General features: G+C 69.8%; 13 protein-coding genes, 1 tRNA gene and 1 pseudogene. 9 read left to right on the plus strand and 6 right to left on the minus strand.

What is annotated here, in order from left to right:
* Positions 1-292, minus strand: a pseudogene (locus tag ABT130_RS42710) (hypothetical protein); the annotation flags it as partial.
* Positions 293-1,338: 1,046 nt separating this feature from the next.
* A complete protein-coding gene (locus ABT130_RS42715; RefSeq protein ID WP_350965543.1) occupies positions 1,339-3,108 on the minus strand; it encodes an asparagine synthase-related protein in 1,770 nt (589 codons plus the stop codon).
* A gap of 316 nt (positions 3,109-3,424) precedes the next feature.
* Between ABT130_RS42715 and ABT130_RS42720 the strand changes: the two genes are divergently transcribed.
* Both ABT130_RS42720 and ABT130_RS42725 read left to right on the plus strand, forming a co-directional pair.
* On the plus strand, positions 3,425-4,936 hold the full coding sequence (locus ABT130_RS42720; RefSeq protein ID WP_350965545.1) for a vWA domain-containing protein: 1,512 nt from the start codon (positions 3,425-3,427) through the stop codon (positions 4,934-4,936).
* Positions 4,937-5,084: 148 nt separating this feature from the next.
* Positions 5,085-5,157: transfer RNA gene (locus ABT130_RS42725), tRNA-Ala, on the plus strand.
* A gap of 58 nt (positions 5,158-5,215) precedes the next feature.
* Here ABT130_RS42725 and ABT130_RS42730 read toward each other — a convergent pair.
* Positions 5,216-5,608, minus strand: coding sequence for a DUF3224 domain-containing protein (locus ABT130_RS42730; protein ID WP_350965547.1), 393 nt, complete (start codon positions 5,606-5,608; stop codon positions 5,216-5,218).
* A 117-nt stretch (positions 5,609-5,725) separates the two neighbouring features.
* On the minus strand, positions 5,726-7,462 hold the full coding sequence (locus tag ABT130_RS42735; RefSeq protein WP_350965549.1) for an ABC transporter family substrate-binding protein: 1,737 nt from the start codon (positions 7,460-7,462) through the stop codon (positions 5,726-5,728).
* Positions 7,463-7,815: 353 nt separating this feature from the next.
* Here ABT130_RS42735 and ABT130_RS42740 point away from each other — a divergent pair, with 353 nt between their 5' ends.
* From ABT130_RS42740 to ABT130_RS42765, 6 genes are all read left to right on the plus strand, one after another.
* A complete protein-coding gene (locus ABT130_RS42740) occupies positions 7,816-9,093 on the plus strand; it encodes an MFS transporter (protein WP_350965551.1) in 1,278 nt (425 codons plus the stop codon).
* 131 nt (positions 9,094-9,224) lie between these two features.
* Positions 9,225-10,238 carry a hypothetical protein gene (locus ABT130_RS42745; RefSeq protein WP_350965553.1) on the plus strand — a complete coding sequence of 338 codons (1,014 nt, stop codon included), beginning with the start codon at positions 9,225-9,227 and terminating at the stop codon, positions 10,236-10,238.
* Between the two features lie 231 nt (positions 10,239-10,469).
* The gene (gene ftsH / locus ABT130_RS42750) at positions 10,470-12,476 is read left to right on the plus strand and encodes an ATP-dependent zinc metalloprotease FtsH (RefSeq protein WP_350965555.1); all 2,007 of its coding nucleotides are present in this window, start codon (positions 10,470-10,472) and stop codon (positions 12,474-12,476) included.
* 110 nt (positions 12,477-12,586) lie between these two features.
* The gene (locus ABT130_RS42755) at positions 12,587-13,180 is read left to right on the plus strand and encodes a Maf family protein (protein ID WP_350965557.1); all 594 of its coding nucleotides are present in this window, start codon (positions 12,587-12,589) and stop codon (positions 13,178-13,180) included.
* A gap of 88 nt (positions 13,181-13,268) precedes the next feature.
* Entirely contained in the window at positions 13,269-14,042 is a 774-nt protein-coding gene (locus tag ABT130_RS42760) for an EI24 domain-containing protein (protein ID WP_350965559.1), read from the plus strand.
* Between the two features lie 191 nt (positions 14,043-14,233).
* Positions 14,234-15,415, plus strand: a complete 1,182-nt coding sequence (locus tag ABT130_RS42765; RefSeq protein WP_350965561.1) for a DUF4192 domain-containing protein — start codon at positions 14,234-14,236, stop codon at positions 15,413-15,415.
* Here ABT130_RS42765 and ABT130_RS42770 read toward each other — a convergent pair.
* On the minus strand, positions 15,382-15,720 hold the full coding sequence (locus ABT130_RS42770) for a hypothetical protein (RefSeq protein WP_350928959.1): 339 nt from the start codon (positions 15,718-15,720) through the stop codon (positions 15,382-15,384). The two genes, ABT130_RS42765 and ABT130_RS42770, sit on opposite strands and share 34 nt — an antisense overlap.
* Before the next feature lie 192 nt (positions 15,721-15,912).
* Between ABT130_RS42770 and ABT130_RS42775 the strand changes: the two genes are divergently transcribed.
* Positions 15,913-16,506: a DUF1707 and DUF4870 domain-containing protein gene (locus tag ABT130_RS42775; RefSeq protein WP_350928961.1), complete on the plus strand. Its 594-nt coding sequence runs from the start codon at positions 15,913-15,915 to the stop codon at positions 16,504-16,506.
* Between the two features lie 21 nt (positions 16,507-16,527).
* On the opposite strand, the gene ABT130_RS42780 is transcribed toward ABT130_RS42775, so the two are convergent.
* Complete coding sequence (locus tag ABT130_RS42780) at positions 16,528-18,051, minus strand: ATP-dependent DNA ligase (RefSeq protein WP_350965563.1); 1,524 nt, start codon at positions 18,049-18,051, stop codon at positions 16,528-16,530.
* Positions 18,052-18,295: the final 244 nt, after the last annotated feature.

The raw sequence follows: 18,295 nt of genomic DNA on the forward strand, positions 1-18,295 counted from the left end.
GGCGGGGCTCGCCGTCCTGGCCGCCGTACGCGGATCGCGCGGGAGCCTGCGGGTCCTTCCGGTCCGGGTGCGCCGTCAGCGCCTGCCGGTCCCTCGGGTCCTGCCGGTCCCTCGGGTCCTGCGGGTCCTGCGGGTCCCTCGGGTCCGGGTGCGCCGTTAGCGCCTGCCGGTCCTGCCGGTCCCTCCGGTCCTGTGGGGCCCTCAGGTCCGGTTGCGCCAGCGGGTCCTCGTGGTCCCACCGGGCCTCTGGGCCCTGCGGGACCAGCAGGACCAGCAGGACCCTGGACTCCATCGGGAATCCGGCACAGGAAGATTGGCAGGCCCAGCCACCTGCACAGCGGGATATAAGCCGAACTGTCCGAGGTCGGCTGCGGCTGCAATGCGCCCTGGATGATTGCCTTGGTGCTGGAGAGGTCGCGGGCGTTAACCGTTCCGGGGACGGAGATGAAGCTCGTGCAAATAGTGGAAATCGTCAGAAGACAGGGGTCAACCTGCGTTCCCTTGACGGATTCGATTCTCTCGGGACGAGCCTGCGCCGAAGTCGAAAGTTGCGAATCGGCTGAAACTGGGACAGGGGAGTGCAGAAGAAGGACGGCCCCGGCGAGCGCGCCGCCCGCAAGGGTCCGTTTCATGAAAATAGACACGTGCGTTGTCTCTCCCGTTGCATTCAGCGAAAACACTGTGCGGCCATTCTTTGAACGCTCGGGAGGTGGCGGGAGAAGTGTCGATCGAATCAGGTGTGGAAGCTTGATGAGGGGTGCGCGTTTCTTTGCTTTCCGTAAATTTGAATCGCCATACAAAAGCCCAATATCCTTGTTGTGGCAATTAATTGGATAAGTAAATTATGTTCGCTCAAGTCGGACAACGGGCAGACTGGGCGGTGATTGAACGTAGGTCTCGACGCCGCCCGACACCAGCTGTGGGCCGAGGTCGGAGCCGTCATCGTCACCGTTGAAAACGCTCGCCCGTGGAGCGCGCTCCACCGCCGGGAAGTGCTCGTCGAACACGATCTTCGTGCGTCGTACGTGTAACGTTGCGTGATGTGCGCGGCCGGGAGGTTCCCGGTTCGAACGGGGCGAAGTTTTCGTGATCACCCGGAAGGGGCGGAAGGCGGATTCGCGCGGGCGGGCGACCAGCGGGCCGCCGGTTGCCGTGGCAGCGTTTCCTGTTTCCCCGGACGGGTACCACCGGGCAGGCCACCCACCACCCCGACCGGTCTTGTAGGCGACCGGTGGTGCGGCGGGAAGCCTGCCCGGTGCCGTTGCAGGCGGGTCGCGGAGCTCGAGAACGAATAGGGAAACGGAGCCTGGTCCTCCCCGGCTTCGGTCGTGGGGTGGGTCAGGACGGGATGGGGATGTGGATCCTGGGCAGGCTCTCGGGTTCCTTGCCGGGATAGTCTCCACCCAGCATGGTGGCCACTGTGTAGAGATGCCAGGCCTGGTTGGGCTTCTTGAGGACGGGTTCGGCGAACAGCGCACGAACCTCGTCGGGGTTGACGATGGGCGTCAGCAGGTCGAGGCGACCCAGGACATGGTCGCGTATCAGGCCGGTCAGCTCCGTACCGGGGCTGGTCCGCCAGTTCCAGCCACCGCCGCCGGTTTTCGGCGCGGTCAGCACCTGCGGCCTGCGCTGCCAGGGGTAGTACCGCTTCCCGGCGGTGAATCGCCACGGCTTGCCCTCGATCGGGATGTCCCTGAGCGACGGGGCCAGGACGCCGAGGAGTTCGTAGATGACCTCCTCCGACAGCCGCCAGGTCTGGTCGAGACCCAGCGCGGCGCGGACCACCCGGTTGTCGAGGAAGGGCCAGATCTGGTCGCCCCGGCGCAGCGAGCCCGCCCGCGACCCCGCGTGCCAGCGGCCGACCTTGTAGGAGATGTACATGTGGTCGAGCGCCTCCAGCGGAGCCCGCTCTCGCCACGGCTCGGCCAGCTCGCGGGCGTGCTCGTTGGCCGCCTCGCTGAACAGCGCCGGATCTCGCAGGAAGGTCACGTCCACCCGGCGGCGCAGCGCTTTCTCCCCCAGGTCGGTCTGGAGCAGCAGCAGGCCGCCGGCCCGCAGGATCTCGCCGCTCTGCCCGGACATGGTCGGCTTGGCGCTGTAGGGGAGGTAACCGACGACCGACTCGTACGCCGATGTCATGCCCTCGCAGGCGCGCAGCGTCTCGTAGGCCCGCGCGAGCGGGTGCTCGACGACGATCGCGTCCTTCTTCTCGGCGCGGGCCGGGGGGATGACGGTGTGCTCGACGTGGAGCGCCTGGGCGACGCGCCCGGCGAGGATCACGTCGGGGTGGGTGTCCAGGCCGTTGGTGGTCGCGCGCAGCGGGATGCCGGCCGCGTGCAGCACCGCGGCGATCAGGCGGCTGTCCCTGCCACCGGTGAGCGCGAGGTTCACCGGTTCCCCCGCCGCGCGCAGCGGCTCCACGGTGGCCAGCAGCGCCTCGGCCAGCTCCCCGACGAGCTCCTTCTTCCGCCTGCGCGACTCCGGTGCCGGCACGGCCGTCGGGAGCGGGGTCGTGGTGATCGTACGGGTGCCGCCCCTGACGGTCACCGACGAGGACGGCGGCAGCGCGCTCACCCCGAGGTAGGGCGTCTCGTCGGACAGGAAGTATCCCTGCCGGACCATCGACTGCAGCGCGAGCACGTCCCAGTCGACGCGCTCGCCGCAGGCGAGATGGACCAGGAGTGCCCGGCTGCCGATCACGTGCACGTCGGGCGTCTCGGCGTAGTAGACCGGGCAGACCCGGTGGATCGCGGTGGCGGCCGACAGCTCGCCCCCGGTGGCCCGGAACACCGAGAAGCACCCGCCGACCGCCTCGCTGTCCAGCGTGGTCATGCCCGCCAGCCGGTTCACGTCGTCCGGTGCGGCCAGGTAACCGTTCACCCCGGTCACCCGGTCATGCTCGGTCATCAGCGGCGGGGGCTGCCGCGAGTCGTCGGGCTCGTTGGTCCAGGCGAACATGGTGATGCCGGGGCGGTGCCACTCGCGCGACCTGATGACCTCCGGCGGCACGGGGAACGCGCTGTCGATCACGCTCCTGACACGGTGCAGCATCGCCTCCGGTATTCCGGCTGCCGGATCTTTGGCCGCGAGGCCGAGGTACACGCGCATGACGAAGGATCCTATGTCGCGTTTTTTCATGACGGCTGGGAGTCCGGCCGGACAGCATGGCCGAGATGAACGAGATGCTGTCACACGCCGTCACCGGTACGGCGACCGTGGCCCGCGGTGTCCGTGACGACCGGCTGGGGCCGCCCACCCCCGCGAGGACCTCGACGTGCGGGCCCTGCTCGGGCTCAGCGGGCGGGATCCGGCCTGGAAGCCCTGATCACGTGCCGAACACGGTTTGCGCTCGCTTGGGTCAAGCTCCCGGCGGGAGGCTGGAAGGAGCCGTCGTAGGGGGTGACACGCATCCCTAGGAGGCGACATGAAGTCACGCCCGCTCGCCACTGCCCTCGCCGCGATCGTCCTGCTGACCGCCGCCGCCTGCGGAGGGGCGTCGGACGGGAAGGGAACCGCCAGCCAGCCGATGCCCGAATCCGGCAAACAGGTCCCGCGGCCCTCCCTCGCCGAAACCGGTGGCCTGGCCACCTCCGGGATCGAGGACTCCGAGGCCGACGCCGCCAGGCAACGTGACACCGCCGCCGAGCAGATCTCGACCTTCGCCCTCGACGTGGACACCGCCTCGTACGGCTACAGCAGGCGGACCATCCAGGAGGGCAGGTTGCCGGAGCCTGGTCAGGTCCGGCCCGAGGAGTTCGTCAACGCCTTCGCGCAGGACTACCGGGAGCCGGACGACGACGGCTTCACCGTGCACATGGACGGTGCCCGTACGCCGGGGAACGGCGCCGCGCTGCTCCGTGTCGGCCTGCAGACCCGCAGGGCGGATGCGGAGGCCCGGCGCCCGGCGAACCTCACCTTCGTGGTGGACGTGTCCGGTTCCATGAGCGAGTCCGGCAGGATCGACCTGGTCAGGGAGGCCCTGCACAAGCTCGTCGACCAGCTCGGGCCCGGTGACCAGGTCTCCATCGTGGCCTTCAGCGACCGGGCGGACGTCGTCCTGTCCATGACCCCGGCAACCGACAGGGACCGACTCCATGCCGCCGTCGAGCGCCTCGCCATAGGACGGTCGACGAACCTGGAGGAGGGGCTGACCAGTGGCTACGCGGAGGCCGCGACGAGCTTCAGGGCGGTGGCGGTCAACCGGGTCATCCTGCTCTCCGACGGACTGGCCAACGTCGGTGACACCACCTGGCAGGGCATCCTCGCCCGGGTCGAGGAGGCCGCGGGCAAGAGGATAACCCTGCTGTGCGTCGGCGTCGGCCGCGACTACGGTGACCAGCTGATGGAGCAGCTCGCCGACAACGGGGACGGTGCCGCGGTCTACGTCAGCTCCGCCGACGACGCGCGCAAGGTCTTCGTCGAGCAGCTCGCCACCAACCTCGACCTGCGCGCCCGCGACGCCAAGGCACAGGTCGTGTTCAACCCCTCGGCCGTGGAGTCGTACCGTCTGATCGGCTACGAGAACCGGCGACTCGCGACCGAGGACTTCCGTGACGACGCCAAGGACGGCGGCGAGATCGGCCCCGGTCACTCGGTGACCGCCCTGTACGAGGTGCGGCTGCGTGGCGGGGCGTCGGGTCAGCTGGCCACCGCCACCGTACGCTGGCAGGACCCCGACACCCGCGATCCCGCCGAGGCCACTCGCGCCCTCGCGGTCGGTGACCTGGCGGCCTCGCCGTGGCGGGAGTCCGCGCCGAGGTTCCAGGTCGACGTGGTCGCCGTGGGCCTCGCCGAGTATCTCCGCACCGGGGAGGGGATCGCCGGAGCGGACCCCGGGGATCTCGCCGCCCATGCCACCCGGCTGGCCGCGTCCACCGAGGACCCCGCGGTGACCGAGCTCGCCACGCTGATCGAGAAGGCCATGTCGCTAAGGTAGGCACCCGCCCGCGGCCCGTACGCGACCTGCGGCCCCGAGGCGAGCCGGCCCTCATGGCGGCCCGCCTCGGCGGTTACAGGGTGTGGAGTGATTTCCTATACACTGGCGTGGACGCCGGGCAGGGCCCGGCGACATCGGTTGACACCGAGGGGCTATGGCGCAGTTGGTAGCGCGCCTCCATGGCATGGAGGAGGTCTGGGGTTCGAATCCCCATAGCTCCACTTCTCACGAAGGGCGGCCAGATGGCCGCCCTTCGGTGTTTTCCCCGACGAATCGCTCTCAGTCGAGCTCGTAGTCGAGGTGGAAGGAGTGGGCGCCGTCGTCGTTGACGATCTGCCCCCCGCCCCGGATGCCCAGTAGTTCCCCGGTGCCCGAGTCGGGAAGGATCGTCCAGCTCAGCTCCGACTCCCCGGCGTGTGCCGCGGCCGTGTGGTGGAGCACGAAGGTGCCCTTGCGGCCGTGCGCGGTGCCGGTGAAGCGTTCGAAGCCCGCGTAGGCCGCCGACGTCTCGACCGGGGCGACCGCGGTGATGATGTCCGTGCTGCTGGTGCCGACCAGGTCGCCGTCGAAGGTCTTGGTGATGTGGACGCGGGAGAGCGTGGCACCTTCGGCCTCGTCGTAGGGGTGCGGATCCCAGCTGTCGATGGTGAAGGTTCCGGTGGCACGAGGCATATGTGGGCTCCCTTGGAGAGGTCTCAGCTCTTGTGCTCATCCTGGCGCCTATACCTGTCATCTAATGTCAGATACGGGGCTCTCCATCCGTGACCGCGGCGGCGAGAAGGGGGCGCTCTAGGAAAGGCGCCATTTATCCATGTTCCAGGTGATGGTCGACTGCGCGGGGTTCGGGACGACGTTCTGGAGCGTCTCGTCCCACGCGCTGAGGCCCGGATGCTGGAACAGCGGGATGGTGGCCAGGTCACTCCAGAGCCGCTTCTCTATCTCACCGATGATCGGGTCCTGGGCGGCCAGGTCAACGGTCGAGTTCAGCTCCTTGATGAGGAGGTCGACCCGCCTGCTGGAGTAGCAGCCGTTGTTGTTGCCCTTGCTGTGGGCGTCGCACTTCTGCGGCGAGGTGAAGCTGGAGGCCCAGCCACTGACCAGGGCCGAACCCGACCAGGCGAACAGCGCCACGTCGTAGCCGTTGGTCGGCATCACGGTGCCCAGGAAATCCTCGGAGCCCTTGTCGACGACCTTGAATCCGGCCTTGTTGCAGGAGTCGATGATGAGCTGCACCGCCGCGGTGCGGCGCGGGTTCGGGGTCTGGTAGCCGATGCTGACCTCCAGCCCCGTCTGGCCGGCTTTCCGCAGCAGTTCCCTGGCACCCGCGATGTCCTGTCGCGTGTACACGTCGGCGCTGCCGCTGGCGGTCACGACCGCGGCGCTGTTGGCCTGGAACGGAGCCACGGTGCGAACCTGCAGGGGCCTGGCCGCGGGTGCGACGGGCCTGATCAGATGGTCGACGATGAGCTGCCTGGGCACGCATCTGGCGAACGCCTCGCGCAGCCTTCTGTCGCGGAACGGACTGGAGTGGAAGTTGAAGTCCAGGTGCTCGTAGGTGTACTTGTCGGAGACACTGACCTTCACCCCCCGCAGGGACTGCAACTGCTTGAGCACCTCGGGTCCCGGCTGCGGCTCGACGATCTGGACCTCGCGGTTCTGCAGTGCCTGCGCCTGCTCGTCGAGGGTGATGAAACGCTCGACGATCGTCGGAGTCGCGGCGGGGGTGCCCCACCACCTGTCGTTGGCGATGAGGGTCAGCCGCTGCCCGGCGTCCAGCTTGGAGAGCTTGTACGGTCCCGAGGAGGGGATCAGCCTGGCCTCGGGCAGCCTGCCCTCGGAGACCCAGCCGTCGTTGAAGAACTTGATGCCCTCGGCGAGCTTCTTCGAGTCGGTGTTCTTGACCGCCGCGATGAAGTCCTCCTCGGACAGGCCGTCCTGCTCGGCGACCACGTGGGCGGGCAGCATCTCGGTCGCGCCGGGGCCGCCGGCCACCCAGTCCGCGAACGGCTTGTCGTAGACCAGGGTGAACTCCTTGCCGCCCTTCTCGCAGTCGGGGACCTCGGTGTCCTGGACGCCGTTGGTGTCGGCCGAGGCGAAGCCCTTGACCTTGCCGGATCGGAAGGCCCACCACAGCATGACGTCGTCGCAGTCGATCGGGGTGCCGTCGGACCAGACCGCCTTGGCGTTGATCGTGTACTTGACGCTCAGCGGATCGTCGGAGATCTTCTCGTAGGTTCCGAAGTCCTTGTCGGGGACGATCGCGCCCTTGTCACCGTAGAACCAGAAACCCGTGAGCACCCGCTGCAGGGGTGCCGCGTTGCGCGTGGCGTTCTCGGCGGTGGTGTTGTTGTTGTAGGAGTGGAACTCCTGCTCGTACGCGTAGGTGATGGTCTCGGCCGGTTGGATCGACTCCGAGTCCGACGCCGTCGGGTCGTCCGTCGGATCGGCGCTCGCGCAGGCGCTGAGCAGGAGCGAGCCGCATGCCAGCAGTGCCAGGATCCCTGCCGGCCTTCGTGTGTGGAACACGGCACACTCCTCTGATCGCCCGTTCTCCGGCCGGTCCCGTAACGGCCCCGCGGAGCGCGGGTGTCGTCGCTCCCGCACGGCCGCGCGGGACCGGAGACCGGTCTCGCGTCTCCCCGTGACCATGCCGGATGCGAGACCCCCAGTTGACGAGAATAGAAAAAACGGAACCTTTGAGCGAATTCTCCCAGTATGTGAGATGGCCATTACCGGGTTCCCGGCGTGCCCGCGTACGGGAAGGGCATCCGCACCGGGAAAAGCGGCGGTACCACCGGAGCGAACATGGCCCGATCCTTGTGGATATTGGCACTCGGGCCACTCGCGCGGAGCGTTTCGCCCCCCCGATTATGGGGCGCATGACAACGACTCTTCGGGCGCCCGAACGTAAGCTGCACCGCGCCTGGATCGTGGCGGGAGTCGCGTTCGTGGCCATCCTCGGCGCGGCCGGGTTCCGGGCGACGCCCGGCGTGCTGATCACACCGCTCCAGGAGGAGTTCGGCTGGTCCCGGGGCACGATCTCGCTGGCCGTCTCGGTCAACCTCATGCTCTACGGGCTGACCGCGCCCTTCGCGGCAGCGCTCATGGACCGTTTCGGAATGCGCAGAGTCGTGACGTACGCCCTGCTGCTGGTCGCCGCGGGCAGTGGGTTGACCATCCTGATGAACGCCCCCTGGCAGCTCGTCCTGTGCTGGGGTGTCCTGGTCGGCCTCGGCACCGGCTCGATGGCCCTGGTCTTCGCCGCGACCCTCACCGAACGCTGGTTCGTCCGCCACCGCGGCCTCGTCACGGGTGTGCTCACCGCGGGCGGCGCCACCGGGCAACTCGTCTTCCTGCCCGTCCTCGCGCACCTGGCTGCCGACAGTGGCTGGCGGTCGGCCGCCATCACGGTCGCCGTCGCGGCTCTGGCCGTGGTCCCCCTGGTCTGGTTCCTGCTGCGTGACCGGCCCGAGGACGTGGGCACCACGGCTCTGGGCGCCGACCCCGCCGCACCCTGGGCCGTGCGGCCCGCGCGGACCGGTGGCGCCGCCTCGCGAGCCCTCGGCGTGCTGTGGAGCGCCGCGCGTACGCGCCCCTTCTGGCTGCTCGCAGGGGGGTTCGCGATCTGCGGGATGAGCACCAACGGCCTGGTGGGCACCCATTTCATCCCCGCCGCCCACGACCACGGCATGGCCGAGCCGGTCGCCGCCGGGCTGCTCGCGCTGGTCGGGATCTTCGACGTGGTCGGCACCGTGGCGTCCGGGTGGCTGAGCGACAAGATCGACTCGCGCGTCCTCCTCGGCGCCTACTACGGGCTGCGGGGCCTGTCGTTGATGGCCCTGCCAAGCCTGTTCGGGGCCACCGCCGAGCCCAGCATGCTGGTCTTCATCATCTTCTACGGCCTCGACTGGGTGGCCACGGTCCCGCCGACCGTCGCCCTGTGCCGCCAGATCTACGGTTCCGACGGGGCTGTGGTGTTCGGCTGGGTCTTCGCCTCCCACCAGATCGGCGCGGCGGTCGCCGCGGTCGCCGCGGGAGTCACCCGTGACCACTTCGGTGCCTACGACCTCGCCTGGTACGCCGCGGGGTTGCTCTGCTTCGCCGCCGCGTTCATGTCGGTGGTCATCACCAGGAGGCAGGCATCCTTGAAGGTCTGACCGCCTCCCTGTTCGGAAGGGACGGGCAGCCGGGCCACGGTCGCCGGGTGGACAGATGTGGAAGGTACTCGTTCCCGAAGTGTGATGGGGATCCCGCACGGGAAAACCGGATTTGTCGTACGCTCCCGATCGTGCTCGATGGGTTGGGTGGGACTCAGGGGACCCGGGAGACGGGTCCCGCGCCGACATATGTGACCGCCGAGGCGGAGACGTCGGAGTTGCCGAAAATCGTGGTGGAGAGCCCCTCGAAACCATCGGACTCACCGGTGAAGCGGTCCCGTATCGGCGACCTGCCGATGCGAGTGATCTACCGCATCCTGGCCGTGGGCGTCGCGCTGGTCCTGGCCGCCGTCGCGGCCGTGGTCGGTTTCGTCTCCTCGGGCTCCTCAGATCAACCGGGCGAGGGAAAGACGGGGCAGATCGCCGCGCCATCTGCCGCGCCACCCTCGCCCGGTCCGGGCTCGCCGGAGCCGTCCACCCCGGTGTCGGCCCCGGCGTCCGCCTCGGCGTCGGAGCAGGCGTCCCCGTCGGAGAGTCCTGCCGAGACGGCCTCTCCGTCCCCCTCGCCCGAGGGCTGGGAGCCGGCCCCCGACCGCAGCGCCGTCATCGCGGCCCTCGCCGACCTCCGGGTGCCCGAACTGCCGCGTGACAAGCGGCTCGGCCGGCTCCCCGGCAAGGCGTACAAGAGCAAGCGCCGCATCGAGGACGACAGGACGGGGGTGTCGCTGATCCGTTTCGGCAAGCCCTGGAAGGTCTTCGGCGCGTCGCCGTTCTCCACCAAGCAGGTGCTGCCGAAGGTGAAGGGGATCGCTCACCGGGCGATGCTCGTGAGCTGTCCGGTGCCGATCCTGGTGCAGCGGGAGGCGAAGGACACCGCACTGCTGGCGGCCCGATGGACACTCAACCACCACCCCAAGGGCAGCAGGATCGCCTGGGTCGCCTCGCAGCCGATCAAGGACGGCTGGCTGCTCGCCTACCGGGTGAAGTACAAGATCAAGGGCAAGACGCGCTCCTCCATGGCCGCCCTCGCCGTGGTCGAGGCTCCCGGCGCCAAGCCCGCGATGCTCTTCGTGACGATCCCCGACACCCAGAGCAAGCGCTGGCGCGATATCAACACCGCGGTCTCCTCCCTCAGATTGAAGTAAGCCCCATCTGGGCAGGAATCGCCATATCTATGTGATCTGGTGAAACTCGGGGGAATTTCACGGCAGGCCGCTCCATCGCCACTTGCGCGACGACCTCCCGCCCGCTCGCCGGGCGCGAGGTTCCCGGTTCGGGGCGCAGGCGAAGGACGGCCTCGGTTCGAGAGCCCGGACTGAGCCGGGTGTCCTGGGCATCCGTCCAGGCAGGCTCCCCCAGCCGTCGAGGGGGAAGTCTTGAAGCGACCGGCGTCTCAGGAACGCAAGGGGTCTGACCAGGACACGGCCGACAAGCAGCGCGGATCCAAGCCCTGGCGGTCCGAGGGCCTGCCCGACGGGCCGCCCGCCCCCCAGCGCCCGAGGATCAACTGGGTGCGTTTCCTGGTGACCATGCTCATCGTCTACGCGGGCTTCTTCATCGTCTCCTCGTTCTTCGGCGAGGTCACCGAGCCGATCTCCTACACCCAGTTCACCGATCAGGTGCGGGCGGGGAACGTCAAGGACATCTACGCCACGGGCACCTCGATCCAGGGCACCCTCAAAAAGCCCGCCCGCGACCCCGACAGCGGCAACGCCGAGTACGACAAGTTCTCCACCGAGATACCGGTCTTCGCCGACCAGGCCGCCCTCTACCGGCAGCTCACCGCGACGGGCGTGAACATCAAGGCCGAGCCCGTCGGCGGCCGGAGTTTCCTGTCCAACCTGCTGCTCTCCCTGCTGCCGGTCCTGCTGCTGGCGGGCCTGTGGATCTGGTTCATACGGCGCTCGGCGTCCGCGATGGGCGAAGGGCTGGGCGGTCTCGGCGGGCTCGGTGGCCTCGGCAGGTCGAAGGCGGCCAAGCCGGTGGAACCGGCCAAGGTCCGGGTCGACTTCGACGACGTCGCGGGCATCGACGAGGTCGAGAACGAGGTGGCCGAGGTGGTCGACTACCTCAAGGACCCCGACAAGTACCGGAGGCTGGGGGCGAAGCTGCCCAAAGGGGTGCTGCTCACCGGGCCGCCGGGCACCGGAAAGACACTCCTCGCCCGCGCCGTGGCGGGCGAGGCGGACGTGCCCTTCTTCTCGGCGAGCGCCTCGGAGTTCATCGAGATGATCGTGGGGGTCGGCGCCTCACGGGTGCGCGAGCTGTTCGACGAGGCTCGCAAGGTCGCACCGTCGATCATCTTCATCGACGAGATCGACGCGATCGGCAGGGTCCGCGGCGGCAGCACCATCGGTGGCCACGACGAGCGCGAGCAGACTCTCAACCAGATCCTCACCGAGATGGACGGCTTCACCGGTTCCGAGGGCGTCATCGTGATCGCCGCCTCCAACCGGGCGGAGGTCCTCGACCCGGCGCTGCTCCGTCCTGGCCGGTTCGACCGTACCGTCGTGGTGTCGGTGCCGGATGTCGAGGGGCGGCTGGCGATCCTCCGGGTCCACAGCAGGGGCGTGCCGCTCGCCGACGACGTGGACCTGGAGCGGCTGGCCAGGACCACCCCCGGCATGACGGGTGCCGACCTGGCCAACCTGGTCAACGAGGCGGCGCTGCTCGCCGCCAAGCGCGGCCACGACAGGGTGCGCGCCCCCGACTTCGCCGACGCGCTGGAGAAGATCCTGCTCGGTGCGGCCCGCGCCGTCGTGATCCCGCAGGAGGAGCGCAGACGCACCGCCTACCACGAGGCCGGCCACGCGCTCCTCGGTATGCTCCAGCCCGGCGCCGACCCGGTCAGGAAGGTGTCGATCATCCCGCGTGGACGGGCGCTCGGTGTCACGCTCTCCACGCCCGACACCGACAAGTACGCCTACGACGAGAAATACCTGCGCGACCGGATCGTCGGTGCCCTCGGCGGCATGGCGGCGGAGCAGGTCGTCTACGGGGTGATCACCACCGGCTCGGAGAACGACCTGGAGCAGGTCACCGTGATCGCCCGCGGCATGGTCGGCCGCTGGGGCATGTCCGCCAGGATCGGCCCGCTGAGCGTGCTGCCCGGCGCCGCCGACGGCCAGCCCGCCGCCGCCCCCGACACCCTCGCCACGGTGGACCAGGAGGTCCGGCGCATCGTGGACGAGTGCTACGAGGTCGCCATGGCGGTCCTGGAGGAGAACCGTGAGCGCCTGGACGGCATCGTCGCGGCCCTGCTGGAGCACGAGACCCTCGGCGAGGCGGAGGCGTACGCCGCCGCGGGCCTTCCGCAGGGCGCCGCCCCTGGACTTCCCCCTTCGGGACCGCCCCCGCAGCTCCCGCCCTCGCCCCGCGCCTGACCCGCGAGCCGCCTGGGTACGCTGCCCACGACCTTTGACCGGATGCCCGGCCTGCGGAGGACTTCGCCCGCGGCGAGGGGACGGCGGGAGCCGCGCTAGGCTCGATCGGCGTGACCCAGATCGTTCTCGCCTCCGCGTCCCCTGCCCGCCTCGCCCTGCTCCGCAGCGCCGGACTCGATCCAGGAGTGATCGTCAGCGGTGTGGACGAGGAGGCCGTCACCGCCGACAGCCCGAGCGAACTCTGCCTCGCGCTGGCCCGTGCGAAGGCGGCTGTGGTGGCCAAGGGCCTGACCGACGGTCTGGTCATCGGCTGCGACTCGGTGCTGGAGCTCGACGGCCGGGCCTACGGCAAGCCGTCCTCTCCGGCGGAGGCGGTCGCCCGCTGGCGGGGCATGCGCGGTCGCGAGGGCCGTCTGCTCACCGGCCACTGCGTGATCGACGCCGCGGACGGGCGCGAGGTGGCGGAGGTGGGCGCGACGGTCGTGCGTTTCGGCACCGCCACCGACGACGAGATCGCCGCCTACGTCGCCACTGGTGAGCCTCTCTATGTGGCCGGAGCCTTCACCCTGGACGGCCGCGGCGGCTGGTTCGTCGACGGCATCGACGGCGACCACGGCAACGTCCTGGGCATCTCCCTGCCCCTGCTGCGCCGCCTCTTCGCGGCCCTCGGCGTCTCCGTACCCGGCCTCTGGCAGCGCGCCTGACGTCCACGACCCGGCCCGCGTCCGCTTTCGCCGGTAAGGGCTATGAGGAGCAGTCCCGGTTGACATCCGATCCCGATAATCTTCCGCCATGGGTCATTTCCGCTCCTTTCTGGACGGCATCGGGTTCTTCTTCCAGGGACTGCGCTGGGTCGCGCGATATCCGCGCTGGTGGCTGTTCGGGTTGATCCCGGCGCTGATCGCGTTCGTCCTCTACGCGGTCGGCCTCTACTTCCTCGGCAAGAACGCGCTGGACATCGCCGCGTGGGGCACGCCGTTCGCCGACGGATGGGGTGAGGCGGCGCGGACCGCGCTGCGCGCGCTGGTCGGGCTGGTGCTCTTCGGCGCGGGGCTGGTCCTGGCCGTGGTGACCTTCACGGCGATCACCCTCACCCTGGGCGACCCCTTCTACGAGAAGCTCTCCGAGAAGGTGGAGGAGACCTACGGGGAGGTGCCGACAGGGTACGAACTCCCGCTGTGGAAGTCGATCCCCAGATCCATCAGGGACAGTCTGGTCACCCTCGGCTGGCTGTTGCTGTTCACGATCCCGCTGTTCTTCCTCGGCTTCGTGCCGGTGGTCGGGCAGACGGTGGTTCCGGTCCTGGGCGCCCTGGTCTCGGGTTTCTTCCTCACGATCGAGCTGACCGCACTGGCCCTGGAGCGCAGGGGACTGGCGCGCAAGAGCCGCTTCGGCCTGCTTCGCGCGAACAAGGCCCCCGCGCTCGGCTTCGGGGTCCTGCTCTTCCTGCTCTTCCTCGTCCCGCTCGTCGCGATCATCGCGATGCCTCCCGCCGTGGCCGGTGCGGCCATCATGGTCCGCACCCGGCTGGCTCCGACCCTCCTGTCGGCGGAGAGGACGGGATGAGAGGCGCCTGAGGAGGCGCCCGGCCGTCGCGCGTCTAGCCCCGGGCGCCGCGATCGCGTGAGGGGGACGGTCCGGTGGGTCTCCACGGACCGGCGATGGGGATCAGCCCGGCTGTGGACGGCCGCACGTTCCGTCCACAGAAAGGAGTTCGGGCCGAAAGACACGGGAGCGGGTCCGGGAGGCTTCCGGCCATGACAACAGAGAGCCCGGACTCGCCCGAGTCCCTGTTCCCGCCGGTTTCCCAGCCCCGGCTCCTGCTCGGCTCCACCGAAGACGTCCTGGGCGCGGTCCCCTACCTGCTGGGGTTCCATCCCACGGAGAGCCTGGTCGTCATCGGCCTCACGGGCGGTCTGCCCAGGAGCAGGCTGCACCTCACCGTCCGATGGGACCTGCCCCTGGCGTCCGGCGGCCTCGGCGACATCGTTCCGCTCTTCCGGAAGGAGGACGTCACGCAGGTCGTCATGGTCGGCTATGGTTCAGGCCCGCTGGTGACCCCGGCCATCGACGAGGCCGGTGCACTGTTCCGCGGGGGCGGTCTCACCGTCGTCGACGCGCTCCGGGTGGAGGACGGCCGTTACTGGTCGTACGGCTGCTCACGGACCGACTGCTGTCCCGTCGAAGGCGTGCCGTACGAGCGGCGGGCCACCGTCATCGCGGCCGAGGCGATCCTGCACGGACTGGTCGCGTGGCCGGACAGGCAGGCGCTGGAGCGCTCACTCGACCCGGTCACCGGGGCCGCGCGGGTGGCCATGCGTGAGGCGACGGGCCGCCTCATGGCGGAGTTGAGCGGCAGGCTCGCCGGATGTCGTGACGCCGACGGGCTCGCGGTGGAGTTCGTCGCGGAGGGGGTGACCAGGGTCCGCGAGGCGATCGCCACCTACGCCTCGGGCGACCGGCTCGACGACGATCAGGCGGCCAGACTGGGGCTGGACCTGGCGGTGATCAGGGTTCGCGACGAGGCGTGGGCGCTGGTCACCGACGACGGGCATGACGCGCATCTCAAGCTCTGGCACGACCTCACCCGGAGGCTGGAACCGAGGTTCGTGCCCCCGGCCGCCTCGCTGCTCGGCCTGGTCGCCTGGCGGCGGGGCGACTCCGCGCTGGCGGGCGTCGCCCTCACCCGGGCGCTTGAGGCCGATCCCGGCTACTCGATGGCTCACCTGCTCATGCACGCGATCCACCACCTGGTCCCGCCACACGCCCTCAACGACAGGATGCCCAGCCCCGAGGAACTGGACCAGGAGATGGGCAGCCCCAAGATGGCCTGGCTGCTCCCGATGGCCGCGTTGCTGGAAGAACCCGGTGGCCCCGCGCACGATGCGACCACCGGGTTCCTGGCTCAGCCCTCCGCGCGCTTCTGGCGCTCGTTGTAGGCCCTCATCCGGGGGGGATAGCCGGTCAGTTGCACGTCGTAGACGGGCAGGGCCAGGTCGCGGGCCACCTTGCGAATCACCGCGGGGGAGCCGACCCGGCGCCGGGTCCATTCGCCGTCGTCGGCGACGGCCACCGCCGTGGTGTCGGTCGCGAACGTCTCCGGCTCGACGTAGAACTCCACGCCCCGGCGTGACTTCGCGAAGGCGATGAGCGTCTCGATGTCGGCGTCGGTGGCATCGCGGTCGAACTTGGCGATTTTCGGCCCGCGCTTGCGCCTCAACCCGTAGCGATCTCGCCATCTCATGTCTCTTTGTATACCTCTCCTGCTCGATCCGCGGTGAAAGGCCAAGGGTCGGTTTCAGGGGCCTATAAGGGTTCATCCTGATATACGGGGCCGACAATCTGGACGAGCATTGAGGTCGAAGAGGCGACGAAAGGGTATCGGTCTCATGGCAGGCACAACGGCATCGGTGGGTCAGTGGCACGGGGAGTGCCGGTGAGCGGCCCTGGACCCGGTTACGCGGAGCTCCGGGTCAGCAACCAGGATCGTGAGCGGGTGGTCGAGCACGTCCAGGCCGCCTATGCCGAGGGAAGGCTCGACAAAGCCGAGTTCGACGACAGGCTGGAGCGGGCGATGACGGCCCGCGTGCACGGCGACCTCATGCCGATCATGAACGAGCTGTACGGTACGCAGCCGGTCCGGCCCGCGTTCCAGCCGCCGGTCACGCCCCAGGCGGCGTACGGCCACCACGGGCACCTCGGCAGGCGGGGTGGCGACACCGGAGCGGAGCGCCTGGGCGCGGCGGCGGCGCACCTGCTCCCGCTGGTCGGCCTGCCCGTCCTCGGCCCGGTGGTCATGATGCTCACCGCGGGCAAGACCTCGCCCTACATCCGGGCACACGCGGTGGAGGCTCTCAACTTCCAGCTGACGCTGATCGCGGCCACCATCGTGCTGGCGATCACGGTGGTGGGCGTCGTCCTGACGCCGCTGCTCTGGATCGGCGGCGTGGTGCTGTCCGTCATCGGTGGCGTCGCGGCGATGGGCGACGGAGACTTCCGCTACCCCCTCACGCTGCGCCCCGTGAAGTGACCCGGTGAAGGCCGGGAGGCGTCAGAGCATGAGGGAGCGGACCATGTCGACGGTGTCGGCCTGGTCCGCCGTCTTGTCGGGGCGGTAGCGGATGACCCTGGCGAAGCGCAGAGCCATGCCGCCGGGGTAGCGGCTCGACTGCTGCACGCCGTCGAAGGCGATCTCGACGACCAGCTCGGGGCGGACGGTGACCGTCCAGCCGTCGGTGGGGCCCTCGGCGATGCCGAGGAAGCGGTCGGTCTGCCAGGCGAGCAGCTCGTCGGTCAGGCCCTTGAAGGTCTTGCCGAGCATGACGAATCCGCCACGCGGGTCGCGGGCGCCCAGATGCAGGTTGGAGAGCCTGCCCTCGCGGCGGCCATGACCCCATTCGGCGGCCAGGACGACGAGGTCGAGCGTGTGCCGGGGCTTCACCTTGATCCAGCCGGCTCCGCGCCTCCCGGCGGCGTAGGGCGTCAGGAGCGACTTGACCACCACGCCCTCGTGACCGCCCCTGATCGCGTCATTGAAGAACGCCTCGCCGTCCGCGACGTCGCCGGTGACAAGACGCGGGGTCACCAGCTCCGGGGGCACGGCCGCGGCCAGGGCCGCGTGACGGTCCGCACCCGGCAGGTCGAGCAGGTCGGCGCCGTCGACCCGCAGCGCGTCGAAGAAGAAGACGCTCAAGGGGGTCTTCTCCCGCGCTCGCGGTACGTCGGTGCGGCTGGACACGCGGCCGGAGGTGACCTGGAAGGGCTCGGGGCGGCCGTCGGGGCGCAGCGCGATGACCTCGCCGTCGAGAACCAGGTCGCTGGAGGGCAGGGCGCTCACCGCCTCGACCAGCTCGGGCACCTGGGTGGTGATGTCGTCGAGGGCGCGGGTGAAGACGGACACCCGGTCGCCGGAGCGATGTGCCTGGACCCTGACCCCGTCGAGCTTCCACTCGACGGCGACCGGGCCGCCGAGCTTGCCGAACGCGGTCGCGACGGAGGTGGCGCTCTGGGCCAGCATCGGCGACACCGGCCGGCAGACCTCCAGGTGAAAGGCGCGCAGCGCCTCGACCCCGCCCGCCAGGGCGGCGGCACCGACGGCGGGAAGCCAGCCGCGAAGCGTCAGCGCTCGCCTGACCTCGGCGGCCGGCACCCCGGCGGCCTTCGCCACGGCCTCGATCATCACCCCTTCGAGCGCGCCCTGGCGCAGCTCGCCCCTGAGCAGGCGTGACAGGAAGACCTGTTCCTGGCGGGTGAGGGCGCCGAACAGCTCGGCGACGAGTGTCCTGCGTGCGCTCTGCGAGCCGGGGCCGGCCAGGGACTTGATGCGGTCGAGGAGGTCGTGGACCTCGCGCAGGGTGGCGGTGGCGGCCAGCCGGGGCTCGGGCGGATCCTGCAGGCTCGTCCAGCCCACGCCGACGTTGCGCTGTGGCAGCTCTCCGGAGAGGTAGGCGATGGCGATCTCCGCCTCGTCCGGCTCGACCCGGCCGAGCAGCTCCGCGAGATGCGCGGTCTTCGCCAGCCGGGCGGAGCCGGCGGCCACGGCCGCCGAGGTGCGCGCGAGGTCGATCAACAACACAGTGGCCAGCCTAAGAGCTGTAAGCGACATTTCGGTGAAAGGGGGGCCTGCTTTTCACCGAAATCGCAGCGTGGGGCCCTGTCGTTCACGATGGCGAGGAGGTGAGGTCCCCGGCGCGGGTCGCCCTCCCCGAAAGCATGCGCGAAAGCGGGGTGGGGGGGGGGGGGCCCCCCGCGGAGACCGAGGGGGGGGGGGGGGGGGGCCCGCCCCGGGGGGGGGGGGAGAGGGGGGGGGGGGGAAGCCG

Source organism: Streptosporangium sp. NPDC001681, assembly GCF_040298085.1.
Lineage (GTDB): Bacteria > Actinomycetota > Actinomycetes > Streptosporangiales > Streptosporangiaceae > Streptosporangium.

Excerpts from the sequence above, each read along its gene's own strand:
- ABT130_RS42730 (WP_350965547.1), bottom strand. The coding sequence starts at position 5,608 with ATGCCTCGTGCCACCGGAACCTTCACCATCGACAGCTGGGATCCGCAC.
- ABT130_RS42770 (WP_350928959.1), bottom strand. The coding sequence starts at position 15,720 with ATGAGATGGCGAGATCGCTACGGGTTGAGGCGCAAGCGCGGGCCGAAA.
- ABT130_RS42715 (WP_350965543.1), bottom strand. The coding sequence starts at position 3,108 with ATGCGCGTGTACCTCGGCCTCGCGGCCAAAGATCCGGCAGCCGGAATA.
- ABT130_RS42740 (WP_350965551.1), top strand. The coding sequence starts at position 7,816 with ATGACAACGACTCTTCGGGCGCCCGAACGTAAGCTGCACCGCGCCTGG.
- ABT130_RS42760 (WP_350965559.1), top strand. The coding sequence starts at position 13,269 with ATGGGTCATTTCCGCTCCTTTCTGGACGGCATCGGGTTCTTCTTCCAG.
- ABT130_RS42720 (WP_350965545.1), top strand. The coding sequence starts at position 3,425 with ATGAAGTCACGCCCGCTCGCCACTGCCCTCGCCGCGATCGTCCTGCTG.
- ABT130_RS42765 (WP_350965561.1), top strand. The coding sequence starts at position 14,234 with ATGACAACAGAGAGCCCGGACTCGCCCGAGTCCCTGTTCCCGCCGGTT.